Origin of the sequence: Nocardia gipuzkoensis (assembly GCF_021183645.1) — a bacterium.
GTDB lineage: Bacteria > Actinomycetota > Actinomycetes > Mycobacteriales > Mycobacteriaceae > Nocardia > Nocardia abscessus.
Window position 1 is genome coordinate 7,990,643 of sequence record NZ_CP089225.1, and the last position, 13,384, is coordinate 8,004,026.

The 13,384-nt window shown below is 70.2% G+C and carries 12 protein-coding genes; 10 read left to right on the top strand and 2 right to left on the bottom strand.

Features of this window, described 5'->3' with window-relative positions; translation table 11 throughout:
• Nucleotides 1-125 precede the first annotated feature (125 nt).
• From LTT66_RS36420 to LTT66_RS36465, 10 genes are all read left to right on the top strand, one after another.
• Nucleotides 126-1,919 carry an acyl-CoA dehydrogenase gene (locus LTT66_RS36420; protein ID WP_233062980.1) on the top strand — a complete coding sequence of 598 codons (1,794 nt, stop codon included), beginning with the start codon at nt 126-128 and terminating at the stop codon, nt 1,917-1,919.
• A gap of 46 nt (nt 1,920-1,965) precedes the next feature.
• A complete protein-coding gene (locus tag LTT66_RS36425) occupies nt 1,966-2,577 on the top strand; it encodes a QsdR family transcriptional regulator (RefSeq protein ID WP_233062981.1) in 612 nt (203 codons plus the stop codon).
• A complete protein-coding gene (locus LTT66_RS36430) occupies nt 2,574-3,569 on the top strand; it encodes a 1-aminocyclopropane-1-carboxylate deaminase/D-cysteine desulfhydrase (RefSeq protein WP_233062982.1) in 996 nt (331 codons plus the stop codon). Before LTT66_RS36425 ends, LTT66_RS36430 begins: the two co-directional genes overlap by 4 nt.
• 236 nt (nt 3,570-3,805) lie before the next feature.
• Nucleotides 3,806-4,561 carry a GntR family transcriptional regulator gene (locus LTT66_RS36435; RefSeq protein ID WP_233062983.1) on the top strand — a complete coding sequence of 252 codons (756 nt, stop codon included), beginning with the start codon at nt 3,806-3,808 and terminating at the stop codon, nt 4,559-4,561.
• Nucleotides 4,562-4,789, top strand: coding sequence for a 4Fe-4S dicluster domain-containing protein (locus tag LTT66_RS36440; protein WP_014984269.1), 228 nt, complete (start codon nt 4,562-4,564; stop codon nt 4,787-4,789).
• 12 nt (nt 4,790-4,801) lie between these two features.
• Nucleotides 4,802-6,226, top strand: a complete 1,425-nt coding sequence (locus LTT66_RS36445; protein WP_233062984.1) for an ABC transporter substrate-binding protein — start codon at nt 4,802-4,804, stop codon at nt 6,224-6,226.
• Nucleotides 6,223-7,080: an ABC transporter permease gene (locus LTT66_RS36450; RefSeq protein WP_233062985.1), complete on the top strand. Its 858-nt coding sequence runs from the start codon at nt 6,223-6,225 to the stop codon at nt 7,078-7,080. The genes LTT66_RS36445 and LTT66_RS36450 overlap by 4 nt, the downstream gene beginning before the upstream one ends.
• Complete coding sequence (locus LTT66_RS36455; protein WP_233062986.1) at nt 7,077-7,817, top strand: ABC transporter ATP-binding protein; 741 nt, start codon at nt 7,077-7,079, stop codon at nt 7,815-7,817. The genes LTT66_RS36450 and LTT66_RS36455 overlap by 4 nt, the downstream gene beginning before the upstream one ends.
• Nucleotides 7,814-10,558 carry a fumarate reductase/succinate dehydrogenase flavoprotein subunit gene (locus LTT66_RS36460; RefSeq protein WP_233062987.1) on the top strand — a complete coding sequence of 915 codons (2,745 nt, stop codon included), beginning with the start codon at nt 7,814-7,816 and terminating at the stop codon, nt 10,556-10,558. Before LTT66_RS36455 ends, LTT66_RS36460 begins: the two co-directional genes overlap by 4 nt.
• Before the next feature lie 112 nt (nt 10,559-10,670).
• Nucleotides 10,671-11,810: a MarP family serine protease gene (locus LTT66_RS36465; RefSeq protein WP_233062988.1), complete on the top strand. Its 1,140-nt coding sequence runs from the start codon at nt 10,671-10,673 to the stop codon at nt 11,808-11,810.
• A 6-nt stretch (nt 11,811-11,816) separates the two neighbouring features.
• Here the strand turns inward: LTT66_RS36465 and LTT66_RS36470 are convergent, their stop codons facing one another.
• Nucleotides 11,817-12,425, bottom strand: a complete 609-nt coding sequence (locus LTT66_RS36470; protein WP_228820613.1) for an NAD-dependent epimerase/dehydratase family protein — start codon at nt 12,423-12,425, stop codon at nt 11,817-11,819.
• Nucleotides 12,426-12,786: 361 nt separating this feature from the next.
• Nucleotides 12,787-13,383 (bottom strand): GNAT family N-acetyltransferase, encoded by a 597-nt coding sequence (locus LTT66_RS36475; RefSeq protein ID WP_233062990.1) that lies wholly within the window; start codon nt 13,381-13,383, stop codon nt 12,787-12,789.
• Between the last annotated feature and the right edge of the window lies 1 nt (nt 13,384).

Below are 13,384 nucleotides of genomic sequence, written 5' to 3' on the forward strand. Positions count from 1 at the left end.
CCGGTGGCACGACCGAAGCGGTGCGCCGTGTGACTTCGGCCTGCATCGGGCGGGGAATACCGCTCACGCCCGGCGGCCGATCCGTAAGATACAGTATGTCGAATATGTCTCGAAAGGACGGGCTGATGCGGTCGACCTTGCTGTCCCGGCGTGATCTCGATTTCCTGCTCTACGAGTGGCTGGACGTCGAGGGGCTCACCAAGCGCGCGCGGTATGCCGAGCACTCGCGGGAGACCTTCGACGCCGTGCTCGACCTCAGCGAGCAGCTCGCCACCAAGTACTTCGCGCCGCACAACAAGCTCAACGACGCCAACGAACCCACCTTCGACGGCGAACGGGTGACCATCATCCCGGAGGTCGGGCAGGCGCTGGCCGCCTTCGCCAAAGCGGGATTGCCCTCGGCCGCGATGGATTACGAACTCGGAGGCGCTCAGCTGCCGGCGACCGTCGCGCAGGCGAGCTACGCCTGGTTCCAGGCGGCCAACCCCGGTACCGCGGGCTACCCGTTCCTCACCGTGGCCAACGCGAATCTGCTCATCGCCCATGGCCCGGAGCATGTCGAGAAGTTCGTCGAGCCCATGCTCGCGGGCCGCTTCTTCGGCACCATGTGCCTGTCGGAGCCCCAGGCCGGTTCGTCGCTGGCCGACATCGTCACCCGCGCCGAACCGCAGGGCGACGGCACGTATCGCCTGTTCGGCACCAAGATGTGGATCTCGGGCGGCGATCACGAACTCGGCGAGAACATCGTGCACCTGGTGCTCGCCAAGATTCCCGGCGGACCGGCGGGCACCAAGGGCATCTCGCTGTTCGTCGTGCCCCGCTTCCTGGTCGGCGACGACGGCGCGATCGGCGAACGCAACGACGTCGCCCTGGCCGGACTCAACCACAAGATGGGCTTCCGCGGCACGGTCAACACCGTGCTGAATTTCGGCGAGGGCCGCTGGACGCCGGGTGGCGCGCCCGGCGCGGTCGGCTACCTGGTCGGCGAGCCGCATCGCGGGCTGACCTACATGTTCCACATGATGAACGAGGCGCGCATCGGCGTCGGCCTGGTCGCCACCGCGCTCGGCTACACCGGATACCTCGAGTCGCTCGACTACGCCCGCACGCGCACGCAGGGCCGTGCCAAGCTTCCCGCCGACCCGTCCGCGCCGCAGCGGCCGATCATCGAGCACGCCGACGTGAAGCGCATGTTGCTGGCGCAGAAGTCCTATGCCGAAGGCGCCCTGGCGCTGGTGCTCTACTGCGCGCGACTGGTCGACGAACAGCGCACCGCCGACTCCGAGGAGGACCGCCGCGCGATCACCCTGCTGCTGGACATCCTGACCCCCATCGCCAAGAGCTGGCCCTCGCAGTGGTGCCTGGAGGCCAACAGCCTCGCGATCCAGGTGCTCGGCGGCTACGGCTACACCCGCGAATACAACGTCGAGCAGCACTACCGGGACAACCGGCTCAACCCGATCCACGAGGGCACGCACGGCATTCAGGGCTTGGACCTGCTGGGACGCAAGGTGACCCAGCAGGGTGGCGCCAGCTTGCTCGCGCTCGGGGCCAGGGTCGACGCCACCATCACCGCTGCGCGGGCGGCGGGCGGCGAGGCCGCCGAACTTGCCGCACAACTGGATTCGGCGTGGCGGCGGCTGGTCGAGGTGACCGCGGGGCTGTTCGCCTCCGGCGACCTCGAGGCCGCGCTGGTCAACAGTTCGGTGTACCTGGAAGCGTTCGGGCACACCGTCCTGGCCTGGATCTGGCTCGAACAGTTCCGCGCCGCCGCGGACCGTACCGGCGATTTCTACGACGGCAAGCGGCACGCGGCCCGATACTTCTACCGTTTCGAATTGCCCAAGACCGCACCGGCACTGGATCTGCTCGCCAAGCTGGACACGACTACCCTGCAGATGCGGGACGCCTGGTTCTGAACACAGCCCGTTTCGATACACCTTGCCGAAGATGTATCATTCCTCGGTGATCGATTCCAGTCAGCGGACCACCCGTCCTCCCGGCCGACCGGCCTCCGCGACCAGGGAACAGGTCATCGAGCTCGCGCGCCGGGCGTTCCTGTCCGGTGAGCGCGTGGACATCCAGGCGATCGCCGGACAGCTCGGGCTCAGCCGCGCGTCGGTCTACCGCTGGTTCGGCTCCCGCGACGGAGTGCTCGGTGCGGTCCTGGCCGGGGAGTTCGAGGCGCTGCTCTCCCGCGCGGATGCCCGCCGCCGCTCCACCGGCGGGCGCCGCATCCTGGACGTGCTGTACCGGGTGAACCGCTGGATGACCGACAACGAACCGTTCCGGCGCTACTTCGAGAACGAGCCGCTGTCCGGATTGCGCATCCTGACCGCGAGCGACGGCCCGGTCCAGCCGCTGGTCGTCGGCACGGTCCGGGAGCTGATCGTCCGCGCCACACAGGAGGACGGCTACGACCCGCCGCTGGAACCGGCGCTGCTGGCCTACGCACTGGTCCGGCTCGGCGAGGCGTTCCTGTACAACGACAACGTCGCGGGCATCCGCGGCGACGTCGACCGGCTGCACGAGGTCCAGGCGGCGCTGCTGGGTATCCCCGAGGCGATCGCGCCGTGACCGGGGCGCGGCTGCACGAGCGTTTTCCCGAGCTGGCCGACACGCTGCCGTTCGTCCGCCTCGGCACCGCTCCGACGCCGGTACGCCGCTGCGACGTCGGCACCACGGCCGAGCTGTGGTGCAAGGACGAGAGCGGATACGGCGACGGCGGATGGGGCGGCAACAAGGTCCGCAAGCTGGAATGGCTGCTGCCGGAGGCGCGGCGACGCGGTGCGCGCACCATCCTCACGGTCGGCGGCACCGGAACCAACTGGGGGCTCGCCACCGCCTTGTACGGCCGCGCCCACGGCATCGATACCGCGCTCGCCCTTGTCGACCAGCCGGTCGACGACCACGTGCGCGCGCAGCTGCGGCGACTGGAGAACTCCGGCGCCACTTTGTATTTCACGCACAGCAAACTGCGCACGATCCTGGCGACGCCGTGGCTGTATCTGCGCCGCATCCGTGCGGGCAAGCGCCCGTACCTCCTGCCCGCGGGCGGGTCCTCGCCGGTCGGCGCCCTGGGCTACGTCGAGGCCGCGTGTGAACTCGCGGTGCAGGTCGCCGCGGGTGAACTCCCCGAGCCGCAGCACATCGTCACCGCCGTCGGATCCGGCGGAACCGCCGCCGGCCTCGCACTCGGCCTGCGGCTGGCCGGGCTGCGCACGCGCGTCGTCGGCGTCGTCGTCAACGACGCGCTCCCCCTCGACGCGAAGCACATCGTCCGCCTCGCCGGACGGACCGAGCACCTGCTGCGCGCCCGCGGAGCGCACTTCGCGCCGATCGAGCTGCGGCCCGAGGACGTCACGATGACCACCGAGTGGCTCGGCCCGGGCTACGGCCACACCACGCCCGCCGCCCGGGAAGCCGAGCAGCGCGCCGAACAGGCCGGACTGCACTTGGAGACCGTCTACACCGCCAAAGCGCTCGCCGCGCTGCTCTCGCTGGACGAGGCGGGCGTCTTCGGCGCGGGGCCGGTGGTGTTCCTCAATACTTACGGTCCGCGACCGTAGATACGCACCGTACAGGCCGCGCGCCCCTGTTTTCGAATCGCTGTGATCGAAATTCGGCCGCCTGGGTCCCGCGTGGCGTATTGGGCGGACCGCCGCGCATATCGCCAGGTCGGGCCGCGAAGCACCCGGCGCAATAACGTCCCCTGATTTTCCTCGGCGCCGACGCGGGCAAATGCGCCGCCGCAATCCCGTTATCGTCGCTATTCGTGCAGGTCAGCGACAGTAAGGCGGAGAAGGTGGCAGCGGAACCCACGCCGGTGCGGCAGTTGCGCGCCGATCAGGCGCGGCGGGTGGCCGACATCTTGCGCCACCAACTGCACGCGGGCGCTTTCGACGGAGCGCTGCCGAGCGAACAGGAACTCGCCGCCGAATACAGCGCCTCGCGCAATACCGTCCGCGACGCCTTGGCGCTGCTGAAGGACGAGGGCTTGATCGACCGGGCGCCCAAGGTGGGCACCCGGGTGGCCACCCGCAAGTACGACCACGGACTCGACGCGCTGCTGGGCTTGCAGGAGACCTTCAAGGGCCACGGCACCGTGCGCAACGAGGTGCGCGCGACGATGCACGTCACCGCACCGCCCGCCGTCGCCCGCAGGCTCGGTCTCGCACCGGGCGAGCGCGTGGTCTACCTGGAGCGCCTGCGCTACCTCGCGGATCTGCCGCTGAGCCTCGACCTGACCTACCTCGTGCCCGACATCGGCACCGAGGTACTCGGCCACGATCTCGAGCACACCGACGTCTTCGTCCTGCTGGAACGCATCAGCGGCCACTCGCTCGGTTCGGCCGACCTCGCCTTGGAAGCGGTGCCCGCCGACCCGCACACCGCCTCCACCCTCGACGTCCCCGGCGGCGCGCCGCTGCTGATGCTGGAACGACTGACCCGGCTCGACGACGGCCGCCCGGTCGACCTGGAGTACATCCGCATGCGCGGCGACCGCATCACCATGCGCGGCAGCCTCACCCGCAGCACTCCCGAATGGAAGGTCCTCTAGATGGCACTCGTGAACCAGCGCACCGACATCCCCGTCACCATCGACGAGTCGCTGTGTATCCAGGGATGCACGCTGTGCGTCGAGATCTGCCCGCTCGACTCGCTGGCCATCAACCCCGACAACGGCAAGGCCTTCATGCACGTGGACGAGTGCTGGTACTGCGGTCCCTGCGCGGCCCGCTGCCCCACCGGCGCCGTCACCGTCAATATGCCCTACCTGCTCCGCTGATCTGGAAGACCGATGAAAGCAAAACTCGTCCCCGCCCTGCTCGCCGCCGCACTCGCCCTGACCGGCTGCTCGCTGGAGCAGACCGACGCCACCCCCGCCGGCACCGTCAAGGTGGTCGTCGGCTACCAGTCCAAGACCATCAACACCGTCACCGCGGGCACCCTGCTGCGCGCGCAGGGCTACCTCGAGCAGCGCCTGCAGAAGATCACCGACAACGGCGGGGCGAAGTACCAGGTCGAGTGGCAGGACTACGACACCGGCGCGCCGATCACCGCGCAGATGGTGGCCGAGAAGATCGACATCGGATCGATGGGCGACTACCCGTTGCTGATCAACGGCTCCCGCACCCAGGTCAACGAGCGCGCGCGCACCGAATTGGTGTCGGTCACCGGGTACAACCCCAAGGGCGCGCTGAACATGGTGGTCGTGCCGAACGATTCGGCCGCCACCGGCATCGGCGACCTGGCCGGGCAGAAGATCTCGGCCAGCGTGGGTTCGGCCGGGCACGGCACGCTGGTGCAGGCGCTGTCGCGGGCCGGGATCGATCCGGCCAAGGGCGTGGAGGTGCTGAACCAGCAGCCGCAGGTCGGCGCGACCGCCCTGGAATCCCGCCAGGTGGGCGCGCTGTCGCAGTTCGTCGCATGGCCCGGCCTGGTCGTCTTCCAGAACAAGGCCAAGCTGCTCTACGACGGCGCCGAACTCGGCGTGCCGACCTTCCACGGCGTGGTGGCCCGGCGCGCGTACGCCGCCGATCACCCGGAGGTGCTCCAGGCGTTCCTGGCCGCACAACTGGACGCCACCCAGTTCCTGCAGGAGAAGCCGTTCGAAGCGGCGAAGATCGTCGCCGACGGGTCCGGACTGCCCCAGGAGGTGGTGTACCTCTACAACGGTCCCGGCGGAACGAGTTTCGACACCACGCTCAAGACGAGCCTGATCGCGGCGCTCAAAGGTGATGTGGCGTACCTGAAGTCGATCGGCGACTTCGCGGAGCTGGACATCGACCGGTTCGTCGAAGACGCTCCGCTGCGCAAGGCGTTCGCGGAGACCGGCCGCGACTACGACCGCGATCTGGCCGCCACCACCAATCCCACCCGGGTCACCGGCACCGACCCCGTCTGCGGCACCGCGGCGGAGAATCCCGCACTGGCCGGCGAACTGTGGCTGGACGGCGCACCGAAGCCGCAACCGGCCGCGGACCCGACCTGCCTGCTGCGCGCGATCCAGGCCGCGAAAGCGCAGGGCAAGACGATCCGCGCCGCCTACGTCCCGGATACCGAACTCGGCACGCGGTGGTTCGCCGACAAGTCGATCTGGCTGCGCGACGGCGCCGCCTACCTGCCCTTCACCACCGCTGCCGCCGGGCAGCGCTACCGGCAGGCGCATCCGTCCGCCATTTCGGTCACCTACGACCAGGCCGTCACGGAAGTACGCGGATGACCAGCGAACTCACCGCCCCGGCCGTGCGAGCCGCGGCGGAACCCATCGCGACCCGAGCCGACGCCGCCCCGGCCCCGCGGTCGGCATGGCGGTCGCGCCTGGTGCGGGTCGCCTCGGTCGCCGTCGCGGTCGGTGTGTGGCAGCTGCTCACGGTCAACAACGTGCGGGCGGGCCTGCGTTTCGACACGCTGCCCACCGTCACCGAGATCGTCGCCGAATTCGGCACGCAGTTGCGCGCCGACCAGTACTACCTGGATATCGCGCAGTCGCTGCTGCGGATCGTCACCGGCTTCGGCCTGGCCGCGGTGGTCGGCGTGCTCGCGGGCATCGGCCTGGGCCGGTCGCGGCTGCTCGCCGACACCTTCGGCCCGCTGGCCGAACTCGTCCGGCCGATTCCGGCCATCGCCTTGGTTCCGGTCGCGATCCTGCTGTTCCCCAGCGACGAATCCGGCATCGTGTTCATCACCTTCACCGCGTCGCTGTTCCCGGTGCTGGTCAGCACCCGGCACGCGGTGCGGGCGCTGCCCACGATCTGGGAGGACGCGGTGCGCACGCTGGGCGCGTCCCGGCTGGACGTGCTCGCGCGCGTGGTGGTTCCCGGCATCCTGCCCGGCGTGTTCGGCGGACTGTCGGTCGGCGTCGGCGTGGCGTGGATCTGCCTGATCTCCGCCGAGATGATCTCCGGGCGCCTCGGCGTGGGCTACCGCACCTGGCAGGCGTACACCATCGTGGACTACCCGGCGGTGTTCGTCGGCATGATCACCATCGGCGTCCTCGGTTTCGCGACATCGGGGCTGGTCGAGCTGGCCGGCCGCCGCATCACCCGCTGGCTGCCCAGGGAGGTCGAAGCATGACCACGATGATCGACGCACCGGCATCGACCGGAATGCGCCTGAGCCTCACCGGCGTCCGGATCGCCTTCGGCGGCGAACCGGTGCTCGACGGACTGGACTTGGCGATCGCGCCGGGGGAAATCCTCGTCGTGGTCGGCAAATCCGGGTGCGGCAAGTCGACGTTGCTGCGCGCGATCGCCGGACTGCGCGTCCCGGAAGGGGGCGTCATACTGGCCGACGGCGATTCGGTCACCGGCCCCGCGGCCGACCGCGCCCTGGTGTTCCAGGACGACGCGTTGCTGCCGTGGCGCACCGTGCGGCAGAACATCGAACTCGCCCTGCGCCTGCGCGGCACACCCCGCGCCGAGCGGCGGTCCACCGCCCTGCACTGGGTGGACGAGGTCGGGCTCACCGGATACGCCGGCTACCTGCCCCGCGACCTGTCCGGCGGCATGCGCCAGCGCGTCCAGCTCGCGCGCAGCCTGGCCGCCGCGCCGCGCGCCGTGCTGATGGACGAGCCGTTCGGCGCACTGGACACCCAGACCAGAGAAACCATGCAGCGCCTGCTCATCCAGACCTGGCGCGCCCACCCCACCACCGTCGTCTTCGTCACCCACGATCTCGACGAAGCCCTGCTGCTCGGCGACCGCATCGCCGTGCTCGGCGGCGGCACGCTGCGGGCGCTGGTGCCGGTGCCCAGCCCGCGGGACGCGATCGATCGGTCCGCGACGAAGGCCGAGATCTTGGAGAGACTGTGAACATTCCGCCGCTGTCGGAACGGATTCGGCTGGACTGCGACGTCCTCGTCGTCGGCGGCGGTACCGCGGGCACGATGGCCGCGCTCACCGCCGCCGAGCAGGGCGCGAACGTGCTGCTGCTGGAGAAGGCGCACGTGCGGCACTCCGGTGCGCTGGCCATGGGCATGGACGGCGTGAACAACGCCGTGATCCCGGGCAAGGCCGAACCGGAGGACTACGTCGCCGAGATCACCAGGGCCAATGACGGCATCGTCGACCAGCGCACGGTGTACCAGACCGCGACGCGCGGTTTCGCGATGGTGCAGCGGCTCGAGCGCTACGGCGTGAAGTTCGAGAAGGACGAGTACGGCGAGTACGCGGTGCGCCGGGTGCACCGCTCCGGCTCGTACGTGCTGCCCATGCCCGAGGGCAAGGACGTCAAGAAGGCGCTGTATCGCGTCCTGCGCCAGCGCAAGATGCGCGAGCGGATCCGCATCGAGAACCGGCTCATGCCGGTGCGCGTGCTCACCGACAACGGACGCGCCGTCGGCGCCGCCGCCCTGCACACTCGCACCGGCGAATTCGTCGCCGTCGGCGCCAAGGCGGTGATCCTGGCGACCGGACCCTGCGGCAGGCTCGGGCTGCCCTCCAGCGGATACCTGTACGGCACCTACGAGAATCCGACGAACGCGGGCGACGGCTACTCCATGGCCTACCACGCGGGCGCCGAACTCAGCGGCATCGAATGCTTCCAGATCAACCCGTTGATCAAGGACTACAACGGCCCCGCCTGCGCGTACGTCGCCAATCCCTTCGGCGGCTACCAGGTCAACGCCGCCGGCGAACGCTTCGTCGACTCCGACTACTGGTCGGGTCAGATGATGGCCGAGGTCAAGCGCGAGATCGAATCCGCCCGAGGGCCCATCTACCTGAAGGTGTCGCACCTGCCCGACGAGACGCTGAGCACTCTCGAAGGCATCCTGCACACCACCGAGCGCCCGACCCGCGGCACCTTCCACGCCAACCGCGGCCACGACTACCGCACGCACGACATCGAGATGCACATCTCCGAAATCGGTTTGTGCAGTGGACACTCCGCCTCCGGCGTGTGGGTCGACGAGCACGCGCGCACCACCGTGCCCGGCCTGTACGCGGCGGGCGATCTGGCGTGCGTGCCGCACAACTACATGATCGGCGCGTTCGTCTTCGGCGATCTCGCCGGCGCACACGCCGCGTCCACGCTGGAGGAGGTCGCGGCCCCGGCCGAGCTGCCCGAGGACCAGCTCGCCGACGCGCACGGGCTGATCTACCGCCCGCTGCGCCATCCGGACGGGCCGCCTCAGCCGCAGGTGGAATACAAGCTGCGCCGTTTCGTGAACGACTATGTGGCCCCGCCCAAGACGGCCACGAAGCTGGCCATCGCGGTGGAGACCTTCGGCCGGATGCGCGAGGAGGTCGAGGGCATCGGCGCGCGCACCCCGCACGAGTTGATGCGCGCGGTGGAGGTGTCGTTCATCCGCGACTGCGCCGAGATGGCCGCCCGCAGCTCACTGACCAGGACCGAATCCCGTTGGGGCCTCTACCACGAGCGCGCCGACCTACCCGAACGCGACGATGTCGAATGGCGATACCACCTCAACCTGCGCAAGAACCCCGACGGAACCATGGCGTTCCTGAAGCGGCCGGTGGCGCCGTACCTGGTTCCGGTGCCCGGGCTCGACGACCTGCCTTCGGCCGATGCCGAAGCGGTGCCGGTGCACCAGCCGCACCACAGAGTCGGCCGTGCGCCGCATACCGGCGGCGCCGCTGACCACGATCGGGCCGGGGCCGGTGCGGCACAGCCCGCGACTCCCCCGTCGCCCAGGATCGTCGCGCTGCTCGCGCTCGACGAGCCCACCGTGGCGCAGCTGTCGGCCTACCTGACGGATCCGGACGCGGGCGTACGAGCCGCGGCGATCTCGGTGCTCACCGAGCACACCCCCGAGGGCTTCGCGACCGCCCTCGGCGACGCCTTGGACGACGAGGCGGCCGCGGTCCGGCGCGCGGCCGCGGCGAGCCTGCGGGAACTTGTCGAGGTATTGCCCTCCGCGATCGGGCTTTCCGACCGGCTCGGTTCGTCCGACCCCATCGTGCGATCCACCGTGATCGATCTGTTGCGCGCCCTGCGGGCGGGCGAGTCGGCGCAGTATCGCGCCGCACTGGCCGACGTGGACCATCGCGTGCGCATCGAGGCGGTCCGCGCGCTGGTCTCGCTGAACGACCGCGACGGCGTCGCCACCGTGGCCGCCGACGCCAACCGGGAAGTGCGCATCGCCGTCGCCCAGGGCCTGGCCGCCATCGGCGACGGTGGCGTCGAGGCTCTCCGCTGCCTCGCCGACGACCAGGACCCGCTGGTGCGCGCCGCGGCGCTGAGCGCGTTCGCCCAGCTGGGCGCCGATTCGGCGGATGTCACCGCGCTGGCGGACGCCTTGCGTCACTCGGCCTGGCAGATCCGGGTGGGTGCGGCGCGCGGGCTCGCAGGCGCCGACCCGGATCTCGCGGTGCCGATCCTGGCTGTGGCGCTGAACGATCCGCATCTCGACGTCCGAAAGGCGGCGGTACTGTCACTGTCGGCGTGGCCGGACCTGCCCGCCGCGCACGACGCGCTGCGCGCCGCGATCGACGACTCCGATGCCGACGTGCGCGCGTATGCCCGGCGAGCGCTGGCCACCCAGCCGACGGCGAAGAGCAACATGGTTGCCGCAGCTCGAATAGCTGATTAGATTAGCGGCTCGACCGTTGCCGACTCGCTAGCCGGGTTATAGCCGGGCGGCGACGGTACGGCCGACGACGAGTCCGTCGCCGTTCTTCATCAGCAGCGACGGGAGTATGGCGTTGACCTTGCCGAACTGGCTGGATCTCGTCGTGCTCGGCACCCTCGTGGCCGCCGCGGTGCTCGGCTGGCGCCGCGGCGCGATCGTGGGACTGCCCGGTTTCGCGGGCGCCCTGGCAGGTGCGATTCTCGGCGCGGCGCTCTGCGCGACGGCTTTCGGTCACCTTCCCCCGGGCGCCGTACGGCTACTGCTCGCGCTGACGGTGATCGTCGGATTGGTCGCATTCGGCGCGATCGCCGGGCACCGGGCCGGACGCGCCGCAAGTGCGGCGGTTTCCGACCCCGTCACGCGACGCGCGGACGCGCTCTGCGGGTCCGTTCTGCACACGCTCGCGGTCCCTCTGGTGGTGTGGTTGTTCGCCGCGCCGCTGGAATCAGCCACGCTGGTGCGCGATTCGGCGACCATGCGGACCGTCGACGAGATCGCGCCGTTCTGGCTGTCCGGCCTGTCCGAGGTGCTCACCGCGCCGATCGTGGACGCCGGGCTCGCCCGCCCGCTCGCGCCACCCGACCCCGGCATCGTCGACGGGCCGCTGCCCGCCGAACTGCGCCCGAGCGTGCTTCGCGTCCAGGACCTGGCACCGACCTGCGGCGTGCGTCAATCCGGCTCCGGATTCGTCATCGCGCCGGAACGCGTGCTGACCAACGCCCACGTCGTCGCCGGATCCAGCAAGGTCTCCGTCGACGCCGCGAACGGGCCGCTCACCGCGACCGTCGTGCAGTTCGACCCGATCATGGACATCGCGGTGCTCGCCGTCCCGGGTCTCGCCGCGCCCGCCCTCACCGTCGCGCCCCAAGCCGCGGGGCCCGGCGCCGACGCGATCGCGCTCGGCTACCCGAGAGGCGGGTCCTACGCCGCGTCCGCCACCCGGGTGCGCAGCCGAGCCGCGCGCCAGGTGCGCGACATCTACCGCACCGGTCTCGGCGAACGCGAGATCTACACGCTGGACGGCTCGATCCAGCACGGGAACTCGGGCGGACCGCTCGTCGACCGCGACGGCCGCGTGCTGGGCATCGTGTTCGGTGTCGACGAGAACGACAGCAACGTCGGGTTCGCCACGAGCCTGCCGGAGATTCTCGATCGTCTCGACCACGGGTGGCGATCCGACCGGGCCGTCGACACCGGCCCCTGCGCCTCCTGACCGGCGTCAGGACGCGTCGGCGACGATCACCACACCGCTCGACGCGTCGAGCAGCGGAATCGTCCGCTCCGCGGCATCATCGACGTGCACACGCGGATGCGGGGGAAGTTCGGTCTGGTAATAGGTTCCCGGCCCGTAGAACTGGCCGTACTTCACCACCACGCCGTCGAAGTCGAGCACGGCCGCTTCGTGCTCCTGGATCACCGCACCCCGGCCCGCGGGCGGCTCCCAGGCGATGCTCTGCGCCAGGAAGCGCTTGGCATCGGCTGCCCGCGCGGCGTCGATCAAGTTACGGGTGCCCTCGGTGCGGATACGCGCGTTCGCCTCGGCCCGCTCCGGCAGCAGCGCCGCGTCGTCCGGCAGGTCGGTGAGCTGGTGCATCACCATCTCGGAGCCCCACCCGACCACGGCGGCGATCAGGGCATCCGCGTCGTAGACATCGCATACCACCGGCTCCGCGCCCGCCGCTCGCAACTGGTCGACCTTCGCCGCCGACCGGGTCATCCCCGCGACCTCGTGCCCCGCCTCGATCAGCAGCGGGAGCAAGCGGACGCCGATCACGCCGGTCGCACCGGCCAGGAAGATGCGCACGGTGTCATTCTGCCGCGACTTCATCGCGGCCGCATGCTCGGTCTCACTTCGCTCGAAACCCGGGGATGAGGTGAGCTGGTGGTGTGGGTGCGATGACCTCGCTGTCGGGGCGCGCGATCAGCTTGCGGTCGGAGGCATGATCTGTCGCGGTAGTGGCCTGAGCTGCCTCGATTTGTGCGCGGGCGTGCGTCACCGGCACCGCCCGCGATACCGCGTGTGCCGTGCCGTGCCGTGCCGTGCCGTGCCGTGCCGTGCCGTGCCGTGCCGTGCCGTGCCGTGCCGTGAAGACATTGCCTACCGGTCACGTGGATTCGCCGCATCGGCTCTGTCGCACTCGTAAACGGCAGACGCGGCGACAGTCGCTTGTCGGCACGCGGCGCACTGCTCACAGGCGGGGGCAGTCGATGCGCCGCAATGGTTCTCGTCGCTCCGACGCGCCATCGTGTGACGGCAGGTGCGGCACAGCAGGTCGAACGCAGTTCACCCAGGCGGTGACCGCATTGCCGTCCACCGCGTAGTCGATCCCGCGGGCGGTCAGCATGCGCAGCACGGCTGCGTTGTCCGCCGTCGTGCTCACCAAGAGCTTCGCGTAACCCTCGGCGGCCGCCCGCTCGATCAGTCCGCTGAACACCGCGGTTGCGATGCCCGCTCCCCTGCGGGAACGGCCGATCCATACTCCGGTCTCGGCGGCGCCCGGCGTGGCGGGGAGCGGACACAGGCGCGCCGCTCCGACCACCTCGCCGTCCGCTCGGATGCCGTAGGTCGACTCGACCGGCGGACTCGCCAGCGCCCGGTTTCGGTGAAATGCCAGGAAGCTCGCTTCCCGCTGGGCATTCCAGTCGCTACCGGGCCCTTCGACCGGCATCACCTCGCCAGGCTCCGCATCTGCCACCGCCGCGTGCAGCAGATCGGTGAGCAACTGCTCATCGAGCGGTTCCAGGGTGACATGGGCGGGCACAGCGCCGATCCTGTCACCCGGCACG

Bases quoted from the DNA above. Each gene is read 5' to 3' on its own strand.
- LTT66_RS36420 (WP_233062980.1), top strand. From the start codon at position 126: ATGCGGTCGACCTTGCTGTCCCGGCGTGATCTCGATTTCCTGCTCTAC.
- LTT66_RS36440 (WP_014984269.1), top strand. From the start codon at position 4,562: ATGGCACTCGTGAACCAGCGCACCGACATCCCCGTCACCATCGACGAG.
- LTT66_RS36445 (WP_233062984.1), top strand. From the start codon at position 4,802: ATGAAAGCAAAACTCGTCCCCGCCCTGCTCGCCGCCGCACTCGCCCTG.
- LTT66_RS36450 (WP_233062985.1), top strand. From the start codon at position 6,223: ATGACCAGCGAACTCACCGCCCCGGCCGTGCGAGCCGCGGCGGAACCC.
- LTT66_RS36455 (WP_233062986.1), top strand. From the start codon at position 7,077: ATGACCACGATGATCGACGCACCGGCATCGACCGGAATGCGCCTGAGC.
- LTT66_RS36470 (WP_228820613.1), bottom strand. From the start codon at position 12,425: ATGAAGTCGCGGCAGAATGACACCGTGCGCATCTTCCTGGCCGGTGCG.